This window comes from Gilliamella sp. LMG 34361, assembly GCF_984569075.1.
The window spans coordinates 1,989,409-2,012,086 of record NZ_OZ474903.1 but is presented as its reverse complement, the minus strand read 5'-3'; the positions used below and the strand labels follow the sequence as shown (position 1 = coordinate 2,012,086).

Sequence of the window (22,678 nt, the reverse complement as noted above, 5' to 3'; positions counted from 1 at the left end):
CAAGTCGCAAATTATTACTACTTAGAACTCGATGTTTGATTGATTTTTTTGATTATTGAATTTAAAAATTTACAATGGTGAAAAATGATAAATAAAATATTTACTTAATATAGACATGTAGATATTATTGTTTAAGTTTTATAGCGTCAATTACTATAAAATGCACAAAATTGGATTTAATTTAAAATAGTTGTCATAAGGAATATAAAATGGGTATATTTTCTCGCTTTTTTGGTAAAAAAACAGAATCAAAACAGATGGATAAATCGATTGTCCCAAATCCTGATATTGAAAATGCCGTTAGCTTAAGTATTGTATTTAGCGGTGAGCTTAATATTAATAACGATGAATTATTAGCAAAACTTAAATCGATTAATCCGACCATAAAAGATATTCGATATGAAATACCGTTCGGACAACTTGAAGAAGATATGTGTATTTTAGTGAGTTGGGGTAAACACGTTATTAGAATAGTTGGTCTCAATGCGCCTTATCCTAAAGCTGTATTAGAAGCATGTGTTACTCCTGCTAGTTATAGTCAAGAAATAAAACAACAAGTTTATGAAAGTGATAGTCATTTATTATTATATTATGTTGGCTATGAACAAGATGTATTAGAGCAGTACTTAGCTTTAACTTGTTTAGCGGCAGGCTTTGAACAATTTAATGCTCTCGCAGTAATTAATGAGGATGCGCATACTTCATTACCAGTTAACTTTATTAGTTCACTAGCTTTGGAAAAAGATGGTTTAAACACTTTAGGGGAATGTTTACCTTTATTGTTTTGTGGTTTTGTTAAATATGAAATAGAAAATATTAAAGGGATTTGGATGCGCACTTATGGTGCTAATAAATTTGGTTTACCTAATTTTGCAGCATTAGCCAATAGTTATGAGGAAAGTGAGTATTATTTTGACATGTTCAGTAACATTTTAAATTATTTGCGACAAAGTCAAGCGACAATGAATCCTGGCGATACCATGGAAATGGGTGATAATCGTATGATGTCATTACGCGCGCCTCAAGATGATGAATATTTCTTAAAAGATCAAGATGATCTTTTAGTAATTGAAATTAATAATTAATTTTAACTATTCAATTTTTAGGAAAGGTAATAAATAATTGGCGCTACCTTTCCTAAATACTTAGCATCTTATTGTTGAGTTATTTGTGGATATTTTTTACCTGCTAAAACACTAAATCGACCAGTTCCTAATAATGCCAAACTAAAAGCCGTTAATGACATAAAAGCTGGATACTCCCAACCACCACCTGGATTAGTAAATGACCAACCATTACTCCAATGTACAATAGTTATTATTGCTAGTTGAAAGAAAGCTATTAGCGCTACTGCACGGGTTAAAATACCGAGTAACAATAGTGCACCACCACCAATTTCAAAAATGATAACGATATAAGAAAAAAAACCGGGAAATCCAAGAGTATGAAAATACTCTGCGGTACCTTCTGGAGTTAGAACAAGTAGTTTGGTAAAACCATGGGCCAAAAACATCATACCTAAAGCAATTCGTAATATAAATGCAGCTACATCAGTTTGATATTCTTTCATTTTGTGTTTCCTATATTAAGTTAGCAAAATAACAATAATGAAACTCATGAAGATTTCTTAAAAAACGTTATTACCTTTTTTAAACATAGGATAGAGCAATAGAGATTGTCTCACAGTTAACAATCAATAGTAAAGTATTAGACAACTATCATCAATTTTTATAACTGAAATTTAAGATGTTTTTTGATATAGATTAATTATTTATCTAAGAATAGAATAAATAGCAGTGCGACAAGTTGTCGCACCGTTATTGCTTACTTATTGTTGGTGTCGAATAGACTTAAATCTTTGCGTCGTCTGCATTAATGCTGTTTCTGTCGGCAAACGTTCCATTGAACTTGCGCCGTAAAAACCATTACAATCAGGACAATTTTGTAATATATATTCTGCATCTTCAGGGGATGAAATAGGTCCTCCATGGCAAAGTATAATGATATCTGGACGAATAGCTTTAGCAGCTTTAGCCCATTGATTAATTAAAGGAACACAATCAGCAAGTTTTAATGCGGTTTGAGCGCCAATGCTGCCACCAGTGGTTAAGCCCATATGTGGAACTAAAATATCAGCTCCAGCTTTGGTCATATCAATGGCATCTTGTTCACTAAATACATATGGGGTAGTTAAAAGATCTTTTTCATTCGCTTTACGAATCATCTCAACTTCTAATGCATAACCCATGCCAGTTTCTTCTAGATTAGCTCTAAAGTTACCATCAATTAAACCAACAGTAGGGAAGTTTTGTACACCTGCAAATCCGGTAGCTTTAATTTGATCTAAAAACTGATCAAATTGGCAAAAAGGGTCGGTGCCATTAACACCAGCTAACACAGGGGTATGTTTTACAACCGGTAAAACTTCTTTTGCCATATCCATAACAATTTCGTTTGCATTGCCATAAGCTAATAAGCCCGCAAGAGAACCTCTTCCTGCCATGCGATAACGACCTGAATTATAGATAACAATTAAATCGATTCCACCAGCTTCTTCACATTTAGCTGACAATCCTGTTCCTGCACCACCACCGATAATAGGTTGTGCATTCGCAATCATATCATGGAATTTTTTAAGCAATTTAGCTCGCTTGCTACTCATAATATTCTCCATTATCTTATTTCATTATCTTATTAAATTCGTTGATCACGAGGTTGCAAAACTCTGGTGAATTAATATGATAAGGAGTTTTTATTAATCTTCGTTTTTCGGTTTGAATAAAATATTTCTCGAATTCGTCAATAAATGCTTTATCTGCTTCTGGTGACCAAAAATCACCATTTTCAATATCAAGTGCAGAAAATCCACCTTCAGGAATAATAAAAACAACATCACCTTGACATTTATTTAGTTTTGCAGCGATCCATTTAGCCATAATTTTATTTTCTTCTGGTGTTGTTCGCATCAAAGTAACTTGTGGATTATGTGGATAAAATAAACGTTCACGGTATTTTTCTGGAATGGTATCAGGACTGCCAAAATTAACCATATCAAGTGCACCACATGAACCAATGTAAGGAACCTGACTTCTAGCAATAGCTTCAAAACGATTATCATCACAAGCTAGTACACCGTCAAATAGATGATCACAAACTTCAGTGGTAGTGATATCGAGTACGCCTTTTAATAAATGACTGTCTGCTAATTTTTCCATTGCTTTGCCTCCACTTCCTGTAGCATGAAAGACAAGACAATCATATATATTATTTAGTTTAGCTGAAAGTGATTGTACGCAAGTAGTGGTAACGCCGAACATAGTTAATCCTACAGCAGGTTTGTCTTCTACTTGTTCTTGTGTTTTAAATAATACGGCTCCAGAAATAAAGTTAGCTGCATTAGCTAGCACTTTCCTTGATATAACATTTACGCCCGCAATATCGGTGACTGAATAAAGCATGGCAATGTCGCTAGCGCCAATATAACCGGAGATATCACCTGATGCCATTGTTGAAACCATTAATTTTGGTATGCCCACTGGTAAAGTTTGCATTGCAGGCGTAATTAAAGCGGTTCCACCTGAGCCACCTAAACCTAATATAGCTTCAACATCATTTTGAGCTATTAAAAATTGCTTAAATGCCTCAGCCATTGCTACGATGGCGTTACCTCTATCTGCTTCAAAAACTGCTTTTTCACCTTTAGGATGATAATTTGCTATATTACTGGCGCTGATGTCTGCTATATGACTAAAATTGTGGGGTTGTTTGGTGGAGATATCGACTATTTTACTGTCAAGATTTCTTTTATCCAATAAATGTTTGATGTAAACAACTTCCTCTCCTTTTGTGTCTAGTGTCGCGACCAAGTAAATCATGTTATGCGATGCCATTCATTTCTCCTTAACAGATAAAATAGAACTCGATACTCTTACTTAACTAGCGATTACTACTTTGTTAATTATATGCTAAAAATGAGACCTAAGTCTCATTTTTTTTAAATTTTTTTAATAATTTTTAGTTAATTAAATAAAGTTGTATAATATACAAACGTTTACATACATTAAAAATAATAATATGAAAATAGATAGTTCATTGAAATTGAATAAGTATATCGGTATTAAAAAACGTACTTATGAGCATCTTATCCAAATTGCAATAGAGGCTTTAGAACAAGGTAATGATATATCTATTACCGAATTATCAAATAAATGTGGTATTTCAAGAGCAACTGCGTATCGTTATTTTCCTACTAAAAGTGATTTGGTATCAGCTGTGGTTGAACAATCACTAGGCCCTATTTTTTTTTGGAAATCAGATAAAGAAAAAGTAGAAGAACGTGTAAATGACTTTTTAGCATTTGCATTTCCACAAATGTTAAAGCACGAGGGCGCCTTGCGAGCTGCATTAAGACTTTCTTTACAACAGTGGGCAACTGAACGTTCAAAAATTTCCGAACAATCAGAGAAACTTGTTCGTGGTAATCGTAAGGAGATTTTATATAACTTACTATTGCCACTTAAAGGAGAATTATCTCAAGAGTTATACGATAAAGTTATATATTCAATCTCTATTATATACGGTTCAGAAATTTTAATGGTGTTGAAGGATATTTGGAACTTTGATAATGAACAAGTAATCACACTTTCACAATGGATAGCTAAAGCCATTATTAACCAAGCCAAAATAGATGCTCAATCAGAACGTTGCGATAAAGTAATTAAAAATAGTTAATTTCAAATAAAATATATAACACAATTGATTATGCTAATCATGTTGTTTTTTTATAATTGTTTTATACTAGTCAAATATTTATCTTTAATTGCACAATAAATGACTTTGTTAGCTAATTTACTTAATAAAATTCTTTTTCCTATAATTAAACCTAAATTTCAAAAACTTGAAGAACAGTTATATAAAAAAACGATTATTATTACAGGAGCAAGCTATGGAATTGGTGAATCACTCTGCAAACTTATTGCTAATATTGATTGCCATCTTATCTTAGTTGCCAGAACAAAAGATAAATTAGAAGAGATTAAAATATCCTTATCTAACCAAAAAGCAACAATTGAATTATATGCAGTTGATCTGCGTGATGTAAAACAATTAAATGAATTTTTAGATTTTATTCAATCCTATCACATTGATATTTTTGTTAATAATGCCGGGATATCGATTTGTCGATCAATTATGCAATCACTTGATCGTAGACATGATTTTGAAAGAACGATCAAACTAAATTATTTAGCGCCAGTTATCTTATGTTTAGCATTGATACCTAAATTGGCACAATCGCACGGACAAATTATCAACATTTCGGCAATAAATGTTTTGTTAGCACCAACGGTAAATTGGGCAGCTTATCAAGCTTCGAAAACAGCGTTTGATCAGTGGTTAAAATGTGCATCACCAGAACTTAAAAATCAGCATATCAATGTTTCAACAGCCTATTTACCATTAGTTAAAACTCGTATGATTTTGCCAACGAAAGCCTACCAATATTTTCCGGCATTAACACCTATTCAAGCCGCAACCATTATTTGTCGTTTATTGCAAACTAAGAAACGACAGTATAAACCATGGTGGATGATTATCGGACAAATAGTATCGGTTTTGTTTTATGGAATTTGGCTTAAGTTAACAACCTACTATATGAAGTATAAGTAATGATTAATATTATTCTAGCACTCGTTAAAACCAAATTATTAACCTTTAAAGGATTATGGTTTTTATTAAAAAGTATACCTACCGTTGGTATGAATTTAATGGCATTACTTTATGTTCGTCATAAATTATCTCCACAACAAATTGCTATTAATGAAAATGGTATCGAAGTTGATTATTTGACGTTCTATAATCAATCCCAACATCTAGCTAAACAATTAGCGATTTACAGCGATATCCATCCAGGTCAAAAAATTGCTGTAATGGCAAACAATCATTCTATTATGATTAAAGCGCTTTTTGCGTTGGCAAGATTGGGGGCAGATGTTTATCTAATTAATACTGAACTATCAAAGGAACAACTTAAAAATATCCATAATAATGTCGATTATTGATTTAATAATTTATGATCCAGAACTATCAGAAATTATCTCTTTACTCGAAATCAGAAAGATAGCGACATTGCATGACAAAGAAGTTTGCATCAGTTCACTATTAGATTGTCCTTTGCTTAATCAAACAGTGAAACTTAAAGTGACTCACTTTTCGAAAATTACAGTACTAACGAGCGGTACTACACAACACTTTAAATTAGCAACGCGCAAAAGCCAAGCGCAAAATTTTATCAGTCCTTTTTATCAATTATTAATTAAACTTAAACTTAGCCAATACAACAAAGTGTATATAGCAACGCCAATATATTATGGCTTTGGGCTGGTAACGTTATGTATCTCAACTTTATTGGGCGCAACGATGTTTATCACCAAGCGTTTTCTAACGCAAATTGCCTGTAATATAATTGCTAAATATCAAATTCAGGTTGTTACACTAGTACCGTTGATGCTTTCTCGAATACTAAATTATTCTGGACATCAACTTAATAGCTTACATTGTATCATTACCGGTGGCGCACCGATCACTGTAACCTTAGTTAACAAAGTCTTAAGTCAATTAGGCAAAGTGTTATTTAATTTATATGGCACGTCTGAAGCTGGAATATGTATGATTGCTACACCCGATGATTTAAGTAAATATCCGACAACAATTGGCAAACCATTAAAAGGATTGAGTATTAAGTTAATTTCAAAAAATAATACAATTCATGAACCAAGCGAACTTTTTATAAAATGTGCATGGTCAATTGCTGGAAAAAATTGGATAGCAACAGGAGATTTAGCTGAAAAAGATAATCAAGGTTATTATTATTTAAAAGGTCGTGTTGATGATATGATAGTTTCAGGTGGCGAAAATGTTTATCCTTTTGAAATCGAAAATCATCTATTAAAACACGAAGACATTAGAGATGTAATGATTATGAGTTTAGATGATGAAGAATTTGGCCAACGATTTATTGCTATTGTTGTTTTAAAATCAAATTCCGTTCAAACTGAATCAACAATTCTTGCTTGGTTAAGACCTAAAGTTGCCCGTTTTCAAATGCCTAAAAAAATATATATTGTTGACGAATTTCCAATAACAAGTATCGGTAAAGTAGACAGAAAAAAATTAAAACAACTTATCGATTAAACTAGTTCTAAATAAATAAAATGAACAAAATTCTCAGCTATTTTTTGAATAGTATTCTATTAAAAAATAAGACAATCTTTACGAACTATTGAAAACTGTTTATCAATTTTCTCAAATAAAAGGAAGATTGAGTTTATCAATACCTCTTTAAGTTAGTATGATTGATTTAGTACAATTATCTTTATTCGGAAATTTCCTTGTGATGAAAAATTTATTTTCTAGATTTTCTAAAACCTATTAAAGCGTCATAACATCAATATTCGTTTTATTTACTAAAAAAATTTATATAATTTCAAATAAAAAGCTATGGTTATAAGAACGCAACAACAAAAAATGAGAATGATTAATTGACTCTTTTTTAGATAGTTTATTATTTTAGTTAATTTTATTAATAAGAAATAATTAACTAAAAAAGACACTACAATGTAAGAAAGTGTCTTTACTTGAAGTTAATAAAATAATTAACTTATAATGATAACAATTGCCTTAATGATATTGAATTGTATTTGGTTCATCGTGAACTAAGAACAAACAGGTATCGCTGGTTAATAGGGCTTGTTGTAAACGTTGTTTATCTTGCTCATTAAGATCGTTAATACAAGCAACTACATAACTACAGGTTTTACTTTGTAATGCTTTTTCAATAGTCGAAACTAAATTTTCATTATTTAAATTAGCTAAATGAACAACTTTTTGTTTATCAAGTCCTGCGGTATTTACCCATGAACGTTTTAGCATCGGGCGATCTGATAACCATAACTGCCATTTTTTTTCTTTATTAAATGAACGTAATAAAAGTTGCTGTTGTTGTAATATTTGTTGAAAAGGTGTTTCAAAATTGATAACCATAAGTTGTGGAGAAGAATGTTCAATAAGCATAATAACCTCAATACTGTTTACTTATACAGTGTATATTAATACAGTAGTTTGCGGTTGTAAATACTATTTATGATCATTTTTTATGTAATTTGAGATAAATATATCTTCACGACCGAAAATATTGGTAGGTTAGCATCCCTAAAAACGTCATTAGAACTGAGCCGATGACATGAATAGCAATGGTTGCTAAACCCCAACCAATACGACCTTCTTGTAAAAAGCTAACAATTTCAGCAGAAAATGTTGAAAAAGTTGATAGCCCACCACAAAAACCTGTAATTATCAGCAATCGCCATTCAGGAGAAAGGTTTGTATGATTAAAAAAGGCAATCGCAAAACCAATAATAAAACCAGCGAATAAATTGGATAATAACGTACCTAAAGGAATTGCAAAAGCAATCACATTTAACTTTAACGATAAAAACCAGCGCAACAAACCACCAGCAACTGAGCCGACCGAAATAGCTAAAATAAGTTTTAACATATTAAATCCTTAAAAATTGGGCGCATTTTTATTAAAAAATTATTTTTTATGGTTGAAGGCAACGAATGATAACTATAACCGAGATAATAAGAAAATGCATATCTTTCGTTGCTGCATCATTTTGGATTTAAAAAATCGATAGCTTATGTCCAATTTTTTTTAACTTTAAGGCAGATAATTAATCAAAGAAAATAGCAATACATTATATAAAACTTTAGGAACATAATTTTATGCAGCGACGTTTTATAAGTTGATTATTTTTTATATTATAGATATTAATGAGGTAATTTATATAATTGATGAAATAATTGACATGAATGAAATATAAAATTAAAAATTGGGGTTAAGCTAAAATAGGATAAAATGATTAAAGTCAGTATGACTTAATAATTTTAATTGAGAAAACAATAACAGGAAAAATCATAATTATGCTACCAAAAACGGATATACCTTTTAACACGCAATATCAGCAAACTGCTTTAGGGCCAATGATTATTTTAAAATCACCTTATGGTATTTCTTTTTCGGATGCCATTAGTTATCAAAATAAACCAATCATTTCTTGCAACTACTATACCGATTCTGATGGTTATAGTTATAAAGTGAGTTATATTATGTTTGACAGTGATTTACAAGATTATACATTCTATATAGAAAATGATGGTATATTGCCAACATTTTTTATTAACCCAGATGGAAAATTGTATACTTCTATTGAGGTTTATCATCCTGATAAAGACGATTTAATCATCATGCTTCCTTGTTTTGAGCGCGATAATATTACTTATCCAAAACCTAAAAAAATGCTACCTGTTGATTATATTGGTATTTTCCATAATTTTGCCATGTTTAAGTATGTTAATGTTTTTTCAACCAAACAGTTGGATAAATTGGTTGCGGTTGAATTTAAAGACGGTGAGTTAAAAAAAACCTATACTTCAAAAATTCCTTTACCAAAATATAATGTATTTAGTATAAATAATGACAATCAACAAATTCATATCATTGCGCAAGATGAAGAAAACTATTGGCTACATCGTAAAATCGATGAAAAAGGTAAAGTATTACAATCAAGGAGTATTGATATAACCTGTGATCATTATCCCTCTTGTATTTTAAACTTAAGTTTTGAAGAATCATCATATGTTGTAAGTTATGGCGAAGATGGAATTTTTTATCTAATTACTATTACCTCACAAGGTGAGGCGATACGAGATAAGTTATTTGATATAAATTGTTGTATATATTCAGTATGGGAACCGGTAAAAATTGCCAATGAAATATTTGTGATTTATTTTACCACAGAAAGGGGAAACGGCTGGATAACCTTGCGGAACAATAAAGTGATAGAAGCATTCCAACAACAGCAAGCTGGCAAATTTAATAATTTACTTACTAATGAAAATATCGTATTAGCTAAAGAAAAATTGCTTATTTCTGGTGTGATTTCCTGCCAAAACAATAGTTATACAATTGTGTTTAATGATGATAGTACAACTTTGTTTATTTTAAACAGAACGCTTATTTGAATCTGTTATTTAAGTTGATATCAGGGTTAGGTAAATTTGCTTAATGATAGATAATTACCTAATGATTAAGTAAAATAGAAGCTTATATTCGTTTAATTTAAGGAATAAAGTATGTTTACAGGTATTGTTCAGGGTGTAGGTAAAATTATTGATATCATCGATCAAGATAAATTACGAACTTATCAAGTCAAACTGCCACATCATTTAATCAATAATATTGAAATTGGTGCATCAATAGCGAATGATGGCTGTTGCTTAACCGTAACAGGGATTGAAAATGATTGTGTAACTTTTGATATTATGCAAGAAACATTAGCTTTAACAACTCTCGGCAGTAAAAAGTTAAATGATTTGGTAAATATTGAACGAAGTGCTAAATACGGCGATGAAATTGGTGGTCATGTAATGTCTGGGCATGTCTCATGCCGAGCCACCATTATTGACATCCAGAAAACAGCAACTAACTGTCAAATGACGTTAGCCATGCCAGAAAAATTTATGAAATATGTTTTATACAAAGGTTTTATTGGTATAGATGGCGCAAGTTTAACGGTGGGAGAAGTTAAAGATAATCAATTTAACATTCATCTAATTCCAGAAACATTAGCGATTACCACTTTAGATTGTAAAAAGATTGGTGATGAGGTAAATATTGAAATTGATTCACAAACGCAAGCTATTGTTGATACGGTTGAAAGGGTATTAGCAGCGAAAAAGTAAAGTTAATCAATGACAAATGTTTAAGAGTTAAATAAAAAAATATCATAAAAAAAGCTATAATTGTTCTATTTATTCTTTTTACTATCTTTATTATCGAACCGGCAATGATTAACCATTTTTACCTCGATTTAAAATCTACATGAGAAATCAGTGATAATATTGTTCCAATATTATTTTTTCTCTATGCTGTGTTCGATAGGATGAGTCTATTTATTCTTATTAATTTCATTTCGCTGTTATAACTATTCACAAAAATAGTACATAAAAATTCCGAGTAAAATACTCAAAAAAAATCTAAACAAGCAAAATTTTGTTAATCCTTGCTTGTTTATGTTTAGATGACAAATTTTTCATGCCATTTTATTTATTAACAATATTAGTAAGTTATCCATTTGATTGAAATTTAAAGAAATGTAAAGCATATTGAAAAATACGCACAACAGTGTATTTTATATTCATATTTAGATTATTTTTTTAATGTAAATTCATTAAATCGTTTTACTTATAACAATAAATCCTTAGTGAAGAATTACACTAAATAATTATTAATAATCTTAAAATAGTTCAATAAAACAAAATTGTATTTGCTATATACATAAAATATATTGAGGATAACATGGATAAAGGATTAACCAATTTGATTAGTCAGTTGGACAAAGGTTTAAATCGTGGCTTAAAGCAAGGTGTAGTTGGTGGAGCAGGTCACAATCGTTATACGTTAAATATTGATGGTTTATTGGCTGAGGTTTCAGTCTTGCAGGTTGAGGGTAATGAGCAACTTAACCAACCTTGGCACTATACCATTACCTTCACTTGCTTGAATAAACATCTGTCTGTTGCGTCATTTCTTAATCAAAATGCCCATTTAATTTTTAACCCGGCTATTCCCAACAATTTAAGTGGTTTTGCTAATAAAGGACTTAAGGCACTTAACTCTCTTTCCTCGAAGAATAAATCTGAAATTATTTTACCTAATATTTTTAATTTTATCAGAACTGGTCAATATAATATGAAGTTTTTACTGACTGATAATGATGATAATCCCATGGTATTTACACCCTATAAGATTTTGTATGGCGAAAGTGTTTATGCTACTGGAACAACAGATTCAAATGGTTATACCAGTACGGTTTATTCTGAAACAGCAATACCATTACATGTGGAAATAGATATAGATAGATTAGGAGAAAATAATGTCGGCAGCAGTGATAAATTGGATTAATAAGCAAAAAGAGCGAAAAACAACAACAACATCACAAGGAGATAATAATACCACTTCAATAGGGGTAGCTATGACTGCTTATGTTAATAAAGTTGGGGAAGATGGATGGGTTACAATAATAGTTGAAGGAGAATATAAACCAATTTATAAATACACAAAATTAACTTTATTGAAGCTTAATAAGGATGGTGATAGAGTAATATTTAGAATTGAAGAAGGAGCATTTAAAGGCAAATACGGATCAATGAGAATTGAAGGTGGTGTTAAAGAGCATTTAAGTGATACAGCACCTATTATTAATGCAGCAGCAAAAATAACTCTCAAATATGGTAAGCGAAAAAAAATTGGCAATCTAATATTAGAACAAATCTAAATACAGGAATGCCATTAATCTATGATCAACAACTTGCTACTTTAACTATTGGCAATATTTCTGTAGAAGTAACATTAAATACAGAATGGAATTCTGGAAGAAGAAAACCACTAGATGTGGGCACTTATGAAATAGCACTACCAGATTTCCCTCATCCTCAAAAATATACGCAAGCGTACAAAGTTGGGGGAAAGCCTAATCAAAATGGTACATTGGTAGGTGGTAAAACTGTTAAATATCATACCGTCTGGTTTCCTATTTATCCCTTATCTGAACAGCGCTATCTCCATATAGGTCATGTATCTCATGGTTGTGTAACGATTATTGATTATCATAAATATCCGGAAATACATGATTATTTAATTAAACACAGAGGAAAAGGAAAGAATGGAAATAATATTGTCGCAACTTTGCAAGTTACTAAATAAAATCTTAATACCCTTATTGTTTGTTTTTATTAATAACCAATCATTTGCAAACACTCATTCTTATTGCAATCTGAATTTGGTTGTTAGTTACGATATTGAAGAATGTGCAAATTTTTTTGAAAAAAAAATATCATCACTTTCGTTAGAACAAAAACAGTCTTTTCAAAAGGATTTTGAGAAAATAAAAAAGGATTACCCTTACCCTGAGTTTTTTATTCCTTTATTACGTAATTATCCAACTCCTGAAGTTTTGTTTACTGACATTCAATTGAGTGAGGAAGATGATAAAAAAAAGGAATATAATAAAACGAAGATTTCTTCAGATGAGGTTGGGTCTTTAGTATTTAATGAATATAAAAGAAATTTTCAAATATATAAAATTATTATTATCATGTTAGAGAAAAATAGCAATCCAACATTAAGTGAACAAAATATGCTGCAAGTAAGTAGGCAACGCAGTCAATGTTTAGGTGATATTTTAGATGATTTAAGTAACAACCCTGAAAAATCAGTTGATAAAAAATTTATTATAGATAAATGTTATCAATAGGAAGAATTAAGGAGATATCCGTACAAGTAACATTAAATTCGGATTGGACTCCTGGAAGTGGAAGAACACCATTACCTATAGGGACTTATGAAATTGCAGCCCCGGATGGTTTTCATCCTCCAAAAAATACTAATTTTTATATGGTTAATGGCGAACCGGTTAAAAATTATAAAATTTGGTTTCCTATTTTACCTTTGTCTTCAGAACGTTATATTCATGTTGGTCATGTATCTCATGGTTGCATATCGATTATTGATTATGATAAATACCCGCAAATACATGATTATTTAGTTAAACATAGAGGAAAAGGAAAAAATGGAGATACTATTGTCGCAATTTTACAAGTTATTAAATAAATTTTTTTTAATATTTATCTTTAATTGTATTGCCAGTCAAGCTATGGCTAAAAATATTCATGATTGTGATTTCAATTTTATAACAGATCATCCTATAAAAGAGTGTACGGATTTATATGAAAAGAAAATTTCATCGTTAACGGTAACACAAAAGCAAAATTTTGAAAATCAGTTTAAAAAAATTATAGATAATAAATTGTTATGGGGTGTACCTGAAGACCTTGCTTATCTTTTTAATGATTATCCAACATCAACCGTCTTGTTTACCAAATTACAAATAAGTGAAAAAGTTGCTAAGGCAAATAAAGATGATACTACAAAAGTGAGTTTTGACGATCCTGCATCGCTCGAGTATACAGATTTCAGATTTGTTCTTCAACAATATAAAATTTTATCTTACATGTTAGAAAAGAAAGGAAAATTAGAAACAGAAGAAAAAAACATGTTATCTATTAGTAAACAACGAATCCAGTGTTTAGGTGATATTTTACATGATTTATTTAATAATCCTGAAAAATCAGTTGATAAAAAATTTATTATAGATAAATGTTATCAATAGGAAGAATTAAGGAGATATCCGTACGAGTGACATTAAATTCGGATTGGACTCCTGGAAGTGGAAGAACATCATTACCTGTAGGGACTTATGAAATTGCAGCCCCAGATGGTTTTGTAAGATTAATGGCGAACCGGTTAAAGATTATAAAATACAGAAAGATTTTATACAAAAAAAGAAGAAAAAATTGCGATTCACTTATTGATAAGCAAAACAAGCAATGGGGAGTTTATCAATTAGTAAAGAATTAAGCGAAAAATACAACTTTAGCTGATGTTATGAAATACTCTTATGCGGCTTTGGTGATAAGTAAAATACCATAAACGAAAAAGTAAATGTTATTGATACAAATAGGCAAGTGTTTAAAAAACACTTATTAACCACAAATTTAATTAAACTAAATAAATTATATGAAAAAATTACGATATCACTTAATGTTAATCATTGGATTTTTTTTGACTACTGTTCTTACCGGTTGTTTGTGTTTTAAACCAGAAGTTCGACCAAAAACGTTACCCAATGCCACATTGGGTAATCCCTATTTTGCTAAACTGGAAGTTTTTGGTGGTCACGCTAATCGTCATCACTTTAACTATATTATCCAACCAGAAAAATCAGGCCTTGAATTATCTCCTAAAGGTTTAGGAACAGAACGTGTATCCTACAATCATCTTGAACTAAAAGGAACCCCTAAAGTTGCCGGAACAATCACAATAGAACTTTTTGGAACTACTTACGGAACAAATACATGTGTGGGAAAACGCTATGATAGAGTTTATACCATTAAAGTTGAAGAATAGTATCAGGATTGGTTTAGATTTTATGAAAAAATACGATATCATTTAATGTTAATCATTGGATTTTTTTTGACTACTTTTCTTACCGGTTGTTTGTGTTATAAACCAGAAGTTCGACCAAAAACGTTACCCAATGCCACATTGGGTAATCCCTATTTTGCTAAACTGGAAGTTTTTGGTGGCGTGGCTATAGATAGTCGCTTTGGCTATATTATCCAACCAGAAAAATCAGGCCTTGAATTATCTCCTAGAGGTTTAGGAACAGAATATGTTACCTATAATCATCTTGAACTAAAAGGAACCCCTAAAGTTGCCGGAACAATCACAATAAAACTTTATGGAACTACTTACGGAACAAATACATGTGTGGGAAAACGCTATAATAAAGTTTATACCATTAAAGTTGAGCAATAGTATCAGGATTGGTTTAGATTTTATGAAAAAATTACGATATCACTTAATGTTAATCATTGGATTTTTTTTGACTACTGTTCTTACCGGTTGTTTGTGTTATAAACCAGAAGTTCGACCAAAAACGTTACCCAATGCCATATTAGGTACTCCCTATTATGCTAAAATTGAAGTTTTCGGTGGCTACACTGATCAGGATAACTTTTACTATGATATCCAACCAGAAAAATCAGGCCTTGAATTATCTCCTAGAGGTTTAGGAACAGAACGTGTATCCTACAATCATCTTGAAGTAAAAGGAACCCCTAAAGTTGCCGGAACAATCACAATAAAACTTTATGGAAATACTTACGGAACAAATACATGTGTGGGAAAACCCTATAAGAGAGTTTATACCATTAAAGTTGAGCAATAGTATCAGGATTGGTTTAGATTTTATGAAAAAATTACGATATCACTTAATGTTAATCATTGGATTTTTTTTGACTACTGTTCTAACCGGTTGTATTTGTGATAAAGTAGAAGTTCGACCAAAAACGTTACCCAATGCCACATTGGGTAATCCCTATTACGCTAAAATCAAAGTTGCTGGTGGTCACGCTAATCGCCATGACTTTTACTATGATATCCAACCAGAAAAATCAGGCCTTGAATTATCTCCTAAAGGTTTAGGAACAGAACGTGTATCCTACAATGATCTTGAAGTAAAAGGAACCGCTAAAGTTGCCGGAACAATCACAATAGAACTTTTTGGAACTACTTACGGAACAAATACATGTGTGGGAAAACGCTATGATAGAGTTTATACCATTAAAGTTGAGCAATAGTATCAGGATTGGTTTAGATTATATGAGAAAATTACGATTCATTAATGTTTAGTAAAACACAAATTGACTCTTTAGGAATCCCTAAATTAAAAACAATAGGGGAAAAAAATTGGATACATTACTAAAACAAGCTGAGCGACATAATACTGTGTGTTCGGCGCATCCCCCTGAGCGATATTGTTGGATATTTATGACACCATTGTTATATGATGCATTTACAGCTAGATTAGCATTTAAAATGTTACCTACTATAACTACAGTGTATGTACCAGCTACTTTACTTAAATAATGAATAAGGAATTAATTATGCCAGTACAAATGCGATTAGATTTTATTGATTACACTATTGAAGTTTTTTCCCCAACGTATTGAAAAATAATATTCTAGAGATACGAAATCAGTTAAATGAAGCATTTAAAATTTATCAAAATAACTTTAATTCGGATGCTAACTGGTATTATTTTCGTAATTCAATCAAAGCTGATCCTAAATTATTGGCCTACAATAAAGAGGGTTTGACTGAGTTAGTTTTGAAAAAACTAACATTCGGATTTAATAGAGTTGGAAATGATGGGGATCTTATACTCTCTTTTATAGACATTGATAAAGATCCAGCGATCGAAGGACAAGCATTATTTTACATGGCCTCAAGATATGGAAATAGCCCATTCCTCACATCTCAAATTAAATTTTTATTTACCCACAAAAAAGCAGGAATTTATAATAAAATTATTCAATTTGTTACCGAATTAGCAAAAGTAATTAGTGATTGCTATATTGAAATTAATCTGAAGGATACTTTTCCCATGTAACTATCTCCTAAAATAGTACAGCAAAAAAGTAGAAAATTCTCTATGATAAAAGTAAAGGGGATTTAATTATGAAAAAAATGACTGAACATCAAATAGTAGCTATTTTAAAAGAAGCTGAAGCGGGTATTCCTGTCAAAGAGCTCTGTCGTAAATATGGCATGGGTAATTCAACTTTCTATAAATGGCGGGAAAAATATGGCGGAATGGAAACATCGGATATCAAACGCTTAAAGGAGCTTGAGGCTGAAAACCGTAAGCTTAAGCAGATGTTTGCCGAACTGAGCTTAAAATCCCAGCTTCAGGAAGAAATTATAAAAAAGCTTTAGTGCCCACAAAAGCACGTAAAACGTGGGCACAGCAACTACAACAAAATCATTCTATTAGTATTGCTATGAGTTGTGCCATTGTTGGCTTAAGCCGTTGTGCTTACTATTATCAACCTAAGTTACTGGATGATTCGGTGATTGTTTCGGTGTTGAATGCTATCACAGACCGGCATTTACGCTGGGGCTTTCCTAAATGCTTTAATCGTATCAGAAAGCTCGGCTATAAATGGAATCATAAACGAGTATATCGGGTGTATTGTGAATTAAAGCTTAATCTCAGGGTAAAGCGTAAAAAACGCATTCCTCCACGAACCCCAGAAAGGCTATCAGCAGCCAATAAACAAGGTGAATGTTGGTCAATGGATTTTATGAGTGACAGTAGTTGTAATCAACGTCACTTTAGGACATTCAATGTCATCGATGACTTTAATCGTGAGGCGCTAGGCATTGATATAGCTGTAAGCTTACCAGCAGGGAGAGTTACTTAGATAAATTGGTTGAATATCATGGGTATCCATTAAAAATACGAGTCGATAATGGGCCAGAATTTACAGAAAAAACCTTTATAAACTGGGCTAAATCCCATGATATAGCCATTGATTATATCCAGCCCGGTAGTCCTTATCAAAAATGGCTATATTGAACGATTTAATCGTACCTATCGTACTGAAGTACTCGATTTATATCTTTTTAACAACTTAGCACAAGCAAGGAGAATAACCGAAGAATGGTTAACGATTTATAATACCGAAAGACCGCATGAGGCATTAAATAACATGACACCGATTGAGTACAAAACACTAAAACAAGCAGCATGATTTTCTACTTGAATCTTGTACTAGGTTTGGGGTATTTACACCCAAACAAAATGCACTATTTCCTAAACGTATTGGCACATCAATGATTGTTTATATTCCTAGTCCATTAAATGCTGATGATTATCCTGAAGCTCATAGAATTATCCCAATTAATCGGGATGATAAGCAAGTGGGGACGCTTATTATTTCACTCGATCACATCCCGAATCGCGACAATGTAGAGGATATTAAAATTATTAATCGTTTAGATATTCGTTTACGCGAGGCAGATTTATTGCCAATAAGAAAATAGCATGGCGATATCTAAAAAACAAATAAAGCGAAATAGTGAAAATCCTAAATTTTTTTATTGATATAATTAAAAATCAATATAATGATAATGCTGGATCAAAAACTGTCAGTTGTAAAATATTGCTATATAAAAAGAGAAGATTGTAAAACTATTATGGTGGAGTGATGTTGTTAAAAGTCAAGCCAAACTAAATCCAGATGGCAAAGTATGGTCTATCCATCCGCTGGCAATGTTAGGGATTGTTATATCTAATGATTTGATTGATGTCGAAAATTTTATTGCTATGTATAAATTAGAGCATCATAAACTTATAAAAGCTTCCAAAGATGCTAGCACTGGAAAAGATATAATAGAAGAGCCTAAATATGATCAAGAATCAATAGAAATATTGCGAGGTATACTTAAACAAGTAAATCTATTATTTCGAAAAAACGCACAATATCTCCCCAATCTTTATTATCTATCTTATATGTTAGCAACCGGTATTGGGAAACTACATATAGTAAGGAGTTTGATTCATCTGTAGAGCGCGGTAATAAATCCTATTTTAATCAATATGATCCTGTTTTAGCGAGTAAAGAAGAACAAAAAAATGGAAAAGGATATTGTTAATACAGTAGAGGGCAATGGTTTAAAATATTCTGGTAGATGTTTAGTGTATTTGACTTGAAAAAAATCACAAAGAAGCGAGTGAATATTTAAATGTTGATTTTATCAATCAACCAGAAAGAGCAGCAGAGCTTGATTATGCTCTACCAATTTTGATTTGGGGTTCAATAAATAACTTTTTTTCTAAAAAGAAATTAATAAAGTACATTAATGAAGACAAGATTGATTATAAACTCGCTAGATATGCAATAAATGCTCAAGTTTATGCTGATGTGATAGCTCAAATTGCTAGATGTTTTGAAGCAATACTTACGCAAACATCAAATTTGATTGAAGTGTTTTAATATGAAAAAATTTTTTTATTAATGTTATTGATAACAATCGGCACTGTTTGTCACGCTGAAAGTCTTGTACCAATATAACCTTTATAAGAGTGATTACTATTATAGAATATCTAAATTAATCATTTAATTATCAGGGATAATAAGTATCAGGAGAATCTTTTAAAGGTTTTGTTAAAGATATTAAAGATATTAAAGAAAGTGACTTGGTAAAACCCAATCTATAAACGAAGTTATTGTTATTGGCAAACGATTATTATTAATAGACATCATGGATCTACTAAGGCAAAATTAGTTAGGATATAAAATATGTCTGTAATTTTGATCAAGCCACAAATAGAGAAGATGTAGCTCAACCTTTTATTTGAATTATAAAAACTAAAATAGGTAATACAAATGTATGAAAAAATACTTGAATATGTTGAGTTACAGAAAAAAATAACAACTGAATTTAAAAGATTAAATGCAAATTGTTTAGATTTCAGCTATTTATTAGATTTTCCAAAAAAAGAAAATTTTGTTTAAATAGTGAAGAATGGAGTTTTGTTAAACATGGTTTAGGTTTATACGCATAGCTCCTTTACCTCGTATAATTATCCATCCTCATGTTTTTCCTTTTGCCTACAAAATAGTTGATGCTTGGCGATTACTACAATTCTGGCAATCGCAGACAGGAGATATCTATGATGAACATGTGATAAGAGCTCAATTAGAAACACTATTTTTAGATAAAATGTTAGAAAAAATAAATCTTAATCAATATCAGATCAAAAATTAATATTGTATTAGTTTTGAATCTTTTCTCGATGACGTAAAGTGAATGATTATAATTGTTGTAACAAATAGCGAATCAAAATTAGAGGCTAATATTTAAAATTATGCAAATACCAACTTGAAACAAGTTGATGGTAGAACATACCAAATAATGAAGTTATAGCTTAGTAAAATCCGATAATAGGATGATAGATCATTTATAAATCCCAATTAACCTATAAAGATATAAAAATGCAGAAGATATATTATTTATATCATGTTCGTTATGAAGATACTGATGATGAAGATTTTAGGATAATCAGTATTTATAGTTCACGTAAACAGGCTAAATTAGCTATAGAACGAATGAAAAAAAAACCGGGATTTATCGATTTTCCTAATGGATTTCATGTAAATACCCCATTGTTAGCACACAAACCAAGTAGAAAATTATGCTATTTGTTTCATGTTTCTATATTCAATGTGTGTCATATTATTTAATGCTTCATGCGGTCTTTCTGTGTTATACATTTCTAACCACTCTTCGGTTATTTTTCTTACTTGTTCCAGATTTTTAAATATATACAAATCTAATACCTCCGTTCGATATGTTCGATTAAATCGTTCTATATAGCCGTTTTGATAAGGACTACCTGGTTTAATATAATCTAGGGTTATTCCATGTGATTTTGCCCAGCTTGTAAATCTGTTTGAGGTAAATTCTGCGCCATTATCAACGCGTATTTTTAATGGATAACCGTGATATTGAGCCAGTCTGTCTAAATAACGGGTAATTCTACCTGCCGATAAACTGACCGCAATATCAATGCCTAATGCCTCTCGATTAAAGTCATCAATAACATTAAAGGTTCTAAATCGGCGGTGGTTTTGAGAACTATCACTCATAAAATCCATTGACCAACATTCTCCCAAACGACTTGGTACTAATAATGGCTCTGGATAACGTTCGGGCAATCGTTTATTGCGTTTAGAACGAATATTGAGTTTTAATTGACAATAAACTCGATAAACCCGTTTATGATTCCACGTATATCCCAGTTTCCTGATTCGATGAAAACACTTAGGAAATCCCCAACGTAAATGCTTGTCTGTTATTGACTTAAGTATAATCATAGTGTCATCTGCCGATTTAGGTTGATAGTAGTAAGCACAGCGACTTAAATTCACAATAGTGCAACTCATTTTAATTGTTATACCGTATTGTGACTGTAGTGTTTGTGCCCAACTCTTACGAACTGGCGTCGGCACTATAGCTTTTTTATTATTTCTTGCTGGAGCTGAGAAGTTAAACTTAACTCAGCATACATCTGCTTAAGTTTACGATTTTCAGCTTCCAGCTGTTTTAACCGCTTAATGTCTGATGATTGCATACCGCCATATTTATCTCGCCATTTATAAAAAGTAGAAACGGCCATACCATATTTACGGCAAAGCTCTTTAATAGGAATACCAACTTCAGCTTCTTTCAAAATGGAGACAATTTGGTGTTCCGATAATTTTTTCATATTGAAATTCTCCTTAAAATTCTACTTAAAAATATTATAGAGAATTTTCTACTTTTTTATGTACTATTTTAGGGGATAGTTACATTCAGATTATTCCTAGTGTACTTAATCGAGCGGAATGGTTAGAAGGTTTTGTGACTTGTTAATATCTAATAGATTAAATACTTTAGATAACCATGGAGATGAAAATGCAAAAAGTTTATGAGTTACATCATACTAGAGATAAAGAAACAGCGGATGAAAATGATAAAAAAATTGGTACCTATGATAGTTATCAATTGGCTAAAGATACTATAAACAGAATAAAAGATAAACCGGGTTTTATTGATTATCCAAATGACTTTTACATTGATGAGTATATCATCGATAAAGATTATTGGACTGATGGTTTTAGTGATTAAAATTTTTTTAATGTCATTTAGTTGCTCAATTTTTTAATAGTTTTATTTGTAGATATAAGAATTTAAAAATGCGAAAAGTATATTATTTGTACCATGTTCGTTATGAAGATACTGACGATGAAGATGTTAAAATAATTGGTATTTATAGTTCACGTAGGCAAGCTAAAGTAGCTATAAAAAGAATGATGAAGAAACCAGGATTTATAGATTTTCCTGATGATTTCCAAATTCATGACGATGTCCTAGGTCGAGATAGTTGGGTGGACGGATTTGTTACTGGTTATTAATTGATTTTTTCAGTTAAGGATAAATATGAAAAAAGTCTATTATTTACATCATACTAGAGATAGAGGTACATAAGATGAAGATGATAAAGCAATTGGTACTTATCATAGTTATCAATTAGCAGAAGAAGCCATAAACAGAATAAAAGATAAACCGGGTTTTATTGATTATCCAAATGACTTTTATATTGAT

General features: G+C 31.1%; 31 protein-coding genes and 1 pseudogene. 26 read left to right on the top strand and 6 right to left on the bottom strand.

Annotation, left to right across the window (positions count from 1 at the left end):
• Positions 1 to 209: 209 nt before the first annotated feature.
• On the top strand, positions 210 to 1,085 hold the full coding sequence (locus AC5LXI_RS09680) for a DUF4261 domain-containing protein (RefSeq protein ID WP_493442131.1): 876 nt from the start codon (positions 210 to 212) through the stop codon (positions 1,083 to 1,085).
• A 68-nt stretch (positions 1,086 to 1,153) separates the two neighbouring features.
• Here the strand turns inward: AC5LXI_RS09680 and AC5LXI_RS09675 are convergent, their stop codons facing one another.
• From AC5LXI_RS09675 to AC5LXI_RS09665, 3 genes are all read right to left on the bottom strand, one after another.
• Positions 1,154 to 1,570 (bottom strand): DoxX family protein, encoded by a 417-nt coding sequence (locus tag AC5LXI_RS09675; RefSeq protein ID WP_493442130.1) that lies wholly within the window; start codon positions 1,568 to 1,570, stop codon positions 1,154 to 1,156.
• Positions 1,571 to 1,828: 258 nt separating this feature from the next.
• Entirely contained in the window at positions 1,829 to 2,662 is an 834-nt protein-coding gene (locus AC5LXI_RS09670) for a phosphoenolpyruvate hydrolase family protein (RefSeq protein WP_493442129.1), read from the bottom strand.
• A 16-nt stretch (positions 2,663 to 2,678) separates the two neighbouring features.
• Entirely contained in the window at positions 2,679 to 3,890 is a 1,212-nt protein-coding gene (locus AC5LXI_RS09665) for a Tm-1-like ATP-binding domain-containing protein (protein WP_493442128.1), read from the bottom strand.
• A gap of 184 nt (positions 3,891 to 4,074) precedes the next feature.
• On the opposite strand from AC5LXI_RS09665, the gene AC5LXI_RS09660 reads away from it, so the two are divergent.
• The 4 genes from AC5LXI_RS09660 (at position 4,075) to AC5LXI_RS09645 (ending at position 7,191) form a co-directional block, all read left to right on the top strand.
• Positions 4,075 to 4,731, top strand: a complete 657-nt coding sequence (locus tag AC5LXI_RS09660) for a TetR/AcrR family transcriptional regulator (RefSeq protein ID WP_493442127.1) — start codon at positions 4,075 to 4,077, stop codon at positions 4,729 to 4,731.
• A 99-nt stretch (positions 4,732 to 4,830) separates the two neighbouring features.
• A complete protein-coding gene (locus AC5LXI_RS09655; protein WP_493442126.1) occupies positions 4,831 to 5,667 on the top strand; it encodes an SDR family NAD(P)-dependent oxidoreductase in 837 nt (278 codons plus the stop codon).
• A complete protein-coding gene (locus AC5LXI_RS09650; RefSeq protein ID WP_493442125.1) occupies positions 5,667 to 6,059 on the top strand; it encodes an AMP-binding protein in 393 nt (130 codons plus the stop codon). The genes AC5LXI_RS09655 and AC5LXI_RS09650 overlap by 1 nt, the downstream gene beginning before the upstream one ends.
• A complete protein-coding gene (locus tag AC5LXI_RS09645; RefSeq protein ID WP_493442124.1) occupies positions 6,046 to 7,191 on the top strand; it encodes a class I adenylate-forming enzyme family protein in 1,146 nt (381 codons plus the stop codon). The genes AC5LXI_RS09650 and AC5LXI_RS09645 overlap by 14 nt, the downstream gene beginning before the upstream one ends.
• Positions 7,192 to 7,677: 486 nt before the next feature.
• Here AC5LXI_RS09645 and AC5LXI_RS09640 read toward each other — a convergent pair whose 3' ends face one another.
• Together AC5LXI_RS09640 and crcB are read right to left on the bottom strand one after the other, a co-directional pair.
• Positions 7,678 to 8,070, bottom strand: a complete 393-nt coding sequence (locus AC5LXI_RS09640) for a cell division inhibitor SulA (RefSeq protein WP_493442123.1) — start codon at positions 8,068 to 8,070, stop codon at positions 7,678 to 7,680.
• Positions 8,071 to 8,176: 106 nt separating this feature from the next.
• Complete coding sequence (gene crcB / locus AC5LXI_RS09635) at positions 8,177 to 8,554, bottom strand: fluoride efflux transporter CrcB (protein ID WP_493442122.1); 378 nt, start codon at positions 8,552 to 8,554, stop codon at positions 8,177 to 8,179.
• A gap of 428 nt (positions 8,555 to 8,982) precedes the next feature.
• On the opposite strand from crcB, the gene AC5LXI_RS09630 reads away from it, so the two are divergent.
• The 19 genes and pseudogenes from AC5LXI_RS09630 (at position 8,983) to AC5LXI_RS09540 (ending at position 20,775) form a co-directional block, all read left to right on the top strand.
• Entirely contained in the window at positions 8,983 to 10,083 is a 1,101-nt protein-coding gene (locus tag AC5LXI_RS09630) for a hypothetical protein (protein ID WP_493442121.1), read from the top strand.
• Between the two features lie 111 nt (positions 10,084 to 10,194).
• Positions 10,195 to 10,803 carry a riboflavin synthase subunit alpha gene (locus AC5LXI_RS09625; RefSeq protein ID WP_110433629.1) on the top strand — a complete coding sequence of 203 codons (609 nt, stop codon included), beginning with the start codon at positions 10,195 to 10,197 and terminating at the stop codon, positions 10,801 to 10,803.
• A gap of 616 nt (positions 10,804 to 11,419) precedes the next feature.
• A complete protein-coding gene (locus tag AC5LXI_RS09620) occupies positions 11,420 to 12,025 on the top strand; it encodes a hypothetical protein (RefSeq protein ID WP_493442120.1) in 606 nt (201 codons plus the stop codon).
• Complete coding sequence (locus AC5LXI_RS09615) at positions 11,997 to 12,398, top strand: hypothetical protein (RefSeq protein ID WP_493442119.1); 402 nt, start codon at positions 11,997 to 11,999, stop codon at positions 12,396 to 12,398. The genes AC5LXI_RS09620 and AC5LXI_RS09615 overlap by 29 nt, the downstream gene beginning before the upstream one ends.
• A gap of 8 nt (positions 12,399 to 12,406) precedes the next feature.
• Positions 12,407 to 12,826 (top strand): hypothetical protein, encoded by a 420-nt coding sequence (locus AC5LXI_RS09610; RefSeq protein WP_493442118.1) that lies wholly within the window; start codon positions 12,407 to 12,409, stop codon positions 12,824 to 12,826.
• Positions 12,786 to 13,376, top strand: coding sequence for a hypothetical protein (locus AC5LXI_RS09605; protein WP_493442117.1), 591 nt, complete (start codon positions 12,786 to 12,788; stop codon positions 13,374 to 13,376). Before AC5LXI_RS09610 ends, AC5LXI_RS09605 begins: the two co-directional genes overlap by 41 nt.
• Complete coding sequence (locus AC5LXI_RS09600) at positions 13,364 to 13,732, top strand: hypothetical protein (RefSeq protein ID WP_493442116.1); 369 nt, start codon at positions 13,364 to 13,366, stop codon at positions 13,730 to 13,732. Before AC5LXI_RS09605 ends, AC5LXI_RS09600 begins: the two co-directional genes overlap by 13 nt.
• Positions 13,692 to 14,291: a hypothetical protein gene (locus AC5LXI_RS09595; protein WP_493442115.1), complete on the top strand. Its 600-nt coding sequence runs from the start codon at positions 13,692 to 13,694 to the stop codon at positions 14,289 to 14,291. Before AC5LXI_RS09600 ends, AC5LXI_RS09595 begins: the two co-directional genes overlap by 41 nt.
• A gap of 26 nt (positions 14,292 to 14,317) precedes the next feature.
• Positions 14,318 to 14,539: a hypothetical protein gene (locus AC5LXI_RS09590; protein ID WP_493442114.1), complete on the top strand. Its 222-nt coding sequence runs from the start codon at positions 14,318 to 14,320 to the stop codon at positions 14,537 to 14,539.
• A 204-nt stretch (positions 14,540 to 14,743) separates the two neighbouring features.
• Positions 14,744 to 15,088, top strand: coding sequence for a hypothetical protein (locus AC5LXI_RS09585; RefSeq protein ID WP_493442113.1), 345 nt, complete (start codon positions 14,744 to 14,746; stop codon positions 15,086 to 15,088).
• Between the two features lie 66 nt (positions 15,089 to 15,154).
• Positions 15,155 to 15,499, top strand: coding sequence for a hypothetical protein (locus AC5LXI_RS09580; RefSeq protein WP_493442112.1), 345 nt, complete (start codon positions 15,155 to 15,157; stop codon positions 15,497 to 15,499).
• Positions 15,500 to 15,521: 22 nt separating this feature from the next.
• Positions 15,522 to 15,911, top strand: a complete 390-nt coding sequence (locus AC5LXI_RS09575; protein WP_493442111.1) for a hypothetical protein — start codon at positions 15,522 to 15,524, stop codon at positions 15,909 to 15,911.
• Positions 15,912 to 15,933: 22 nt separating this feature from the next.
• Positions 15,934 to 16,323: a hypothetical protein gene (locus AC5LXI_RS09570; RefSeq protein ID WP_493442110.1), complete on the top strand. Its 390-nt coding sequence runs from the start codon at positions 15,934 to 15,936 to the stop codon at positions 16,321 to 16,323.
• A 109-nt stretch (positions 16,324 to 16,432) separates the two neighbouring features.
• Positions 16,433 to 16,612, top strand: a complete 180-nt coding sequence (locus AC5LXI_RS09565; protein WP_493442109.1) for a hypothetical protein — start codon at positions 16,433 to 16,435, stop codon at positions 16,610 to 16,612.
• A 79-nt stretch (positions 16,613 to 16,691) separates the two neighbouring features.
• Positions 16,692 to 17,135: a hypothetical protein gene (locus tag AC5LXI_RS09560; protein WP_493442108.1), complete on the top strand. Its 444-nt coding sequence runs from the start codon at positions 16,692 to 16,694 to the stop codon at positions 17,133 to 17,135.
• Positions 17,136 to 17,203: 68 nt separating this feature from the next.
• Positions 17,204 to 18,279, top strand: a pseudogene (locus AC5LXI_RS09555) (IS3 family transposase).
• An 82-nt stretch (positions 18,280 to 18,361) separates the two neighbouring features.
• Entirely contained in the window at positions 18,362 to 18,571 is a 210-nt protein-coding gene (locus tag AC5LXI_RS09550; RefSeq protein ID WP_493442107.1) for a hypothetical protein, read from the top strand.
• A gap of 229 nt (positions 18,572 to 18,800) precedes the next feature.
• Positions 18,801 to 19,097, top strand: coding sequence for a hypothetical protein (locus AC5LXI_RS09545; RefSeq protein WP_493442106.1), 297 nt, complete (start codon positions 18,801 to 18,803; stop codon positions 19,095 to 19,097).
• Between the two features lie 1,429 nt (positions 19,098 to 20,526).
• On the top strand, positions 20,527 to 20,775 hold the full coding sequence (locus AC5LXI_RS09540; RefSeq protein WP_493442105.1) for a hypothetical protein: 249 nt from the start codon (positions 20,527 to 20,529) through the stop codon (positions 20,773 to 20,775).
• On the opposite strand, the gene AC5LXI_RS09535 is transcribed toward AC5LXI_RS09540, so the two are convergent.
• A protein-coding gene (locus AC5LXI_RS09535) for an IS3 family transposase (protein ID WP_493442104.1) occupies positions 20,725 to 21,800 on the bottom strand; the annotation gives its coding sequence in 2 pieces (ribosomal slippage) (positions 20,725 to 21,545 and positions 21,545 to 21,800; 1,077 coding nt in all). The two genes, AC5LXI_RS09540 and AC5LXI_RS09535, sit on opposite strands and share 51 nt — an antisense overlap.
• Before the next feature lie 188 nt (positions 21,801 to 21,988).
• On the opposite strand from AC5LXI_RS09535, the gene AC5LXI_RS09530 reads away from it, so the two are divergent.
• Together AC5LXI_RS09530 and AC5LXI_RS09525 are read left to right on the top strand one after the other, a co-directional pair.
• Entirely contained in the window at positions 21,989 to 22,201 is a 213-nt protein-coding gene (locus AC5LXI_RS09530) for a DUF7336 domain-containing protein (RefSeq protein WP_493442103.1), read from the top strand.
• Positions 22,202 to 22,269: 68 nt separating this feature from the next.
• Positions 22,270 to 22,488, top strand: coding sequence for a DUF7336 domain-containing protein (locus AC5LXI_RS09525; RefSeq protein ID WP_493442102.1), 219 nt, complete (start codon positions 22,270 to 22,272; stop codon positions 22,486 to 22,488).
• Positions 22,489 to 22,678 lie beyond the last annotated feature (190 nt).

Excerpts from the sequence above, each read along its gene's own strand:
- AC5LXI_RS09645 (WP_493442124.1), top strand. The coding sequence starts at position 6,046 with ATGTCGATTATTGATTTAATAATTTATGATCCAGAACTATCAGAAATT.
- AC5LXI_RS09595 (WP_493442115.1), top strand. The coding sequence starts at position 13,692 with ATGGAGATACTATTGTCGCAATTTTACAAGTTATTAAATAAATTTTTT.
- AC5LXI_RS09630 (WP_493442121.1), top strand. The coding sequence starts at position 8,983 with ATGCTACCAAAAACGGATATACCTTTTAACACGCAATATCAGCAAACT.
- AC5LXI_RS09675 (WP_493442130.1), bottom strand. The coding sequence starts at position 1,570 with ATGAAAGAATATCAAACTGATGTAGCTGCATTTATATTACGAATTGCT.
- AC5LXI_RS09650 (WP_493442125.1), top strand. The coding sequence starts at position 5,667 with ATGATTAATATTATTCTAGCACTCGTTAAAACCAAATTATTAACCTTT.
- AC5LXI_RS09550 (WP_493442107.1), top strand. The coding sequence starts at position 18,362 with ATGATTGTTTATATTCCTAGTCCATTAAATGCTGATGATTATCCTGAA.
- AC5LXI_RS09545 (WP_493442106.1), top strand. The coding sequence starts at position 18,801 with ATGTTAGGGATTGTTATATCTAATGATTTGATTGATGTCGAAAATTTT.
- AC5LXI_RS09610 (WP_493442118.1), top strand. The coding sequence starts at position 12,407 with ATGCCATTAATCTATGATCAACAACTTGCTACTTTAACTATTGGCAAT.
- AC5LXI_RS09670 (WP_493442129.1), bottom strand. The coding sequence starts at position 2,662 with ATGAGTAGCAAGCGAGCTAAATTGCTTAAAAAATTCCATGATATGATT.
- AC5LXI_RS09570 (WP_493442110.1), top strand. The coding sequence starts at position 15,934 with ATGAAAAAATTACGATATCACTTAATGTTAATCATTGGATTTTTTTTG.
- AC5LXI_RS09540 (WP_493442105.1), top strand. The coding sequence starts at position 20,527 with ATGCAGAAGATATATTATTTATATCATGTTCGTTATGAAGATACTGAT.
- AC5LXI_RS09575 (WP_493442111.1), top strand. The coding sequence starts at position 15,522 with ATGAAAAAATTACGATATCACTTAATGTTAATCATTGGATTTTTTTTG.
- AC5LXI_RS09525 (WP_493442102.1), top strand. The coding sequence starts at position 22,270 with ATGCGAAAAGTATATTATTTGTACCATGTTCGTTATGAAGATACTGAC.
- AC5LXI_RS09655 (WP_493442126.1), top strand. The coding sequence starts at position 4,831 with ATGACTTTGTTAGCTAATTTACTTAATAAAATTCTTTTTCCTATAATT.
- AC5LXI_RS09620 (WP_493442120.1), top strand. The coding sequence starts at position 11,420 with ATGGATAAAGGATTAACCAATTTGATTAGTCAGTTGGACAAAGGTTTA.
- AC5LXI_RS09665 (WP_493442128.1), bottom strand. The coding sequence starts at position 3,890 with ATGGCATCGCATAACATGATTTACTTGGTCGCGACACTAGACACAAAA.
- crcB (WP_493442122.1), bottom strand. The coding sequence starts at position 8,554 with ATGTTAAAACTTATTTTAGCTATTTCGGTCGGCTCAGTTGCTGGTGGT.
- AC5LXI_RS09530 (WP_493442103.1), top strand. The coding sequence starts at position 21,989 with ATGCAAAAAGTTTATGAGTTACATCATACTAGAGATAAAGAAACAGCG.
- AC5LXI_RS09660 (WP_493442127.1), top strand. The coding sequence starts at position 4,075 with ATGAAAATAGATAGTTCATTGAAATTGAATAAGTATATCGGTATTAAA.
- AC5LXI_RS09605 (WP_493442117.1), top strand. The coding sequence starts at position 12,786 with ATGGAAATAATATTGTCGCAACTTTGCAAGTTACTAAATAAAATCTTA.
- AC5LXI_RS09625 (WP_110433629.1), top strand. The coding sequence starts at position 10,195 with ATGTTTACAGGTATTGTTCAGGGTGTAGGTAAAATTATTGATATCATC.
- AC5LXI_RS09680 (WP_493442131.1), top strand. The coding sequence starts at position 210 with ATGGGTATATTTTCTCGCTTTTTTGGTAAAAAAACAGAATCAAAACAG.
- AC5LXI_RS09615 (WP_493442119.1), top strand. The coding sequence starts at position 11,997 with ATGTCGGCAGCAGTGATAAATTGGATTAATAAGCAAAAAGAGCGAAAA.
- AC5LXI_RS09640 (WP_493442123.1), bottom strand. The coding sequence starts at position 8,070 with ATGCTTATTGAACATTCTTCTCCACAACTTATGGTTATCAATTTTGAA.
- AC5LXI_RS09600 (WP_493442116.1), top strand. The coding sequence starts at position 13,364 with ATGTTATCAATAGGAAGAATTAAGGAGATATCCGTACAAGTAACATTA.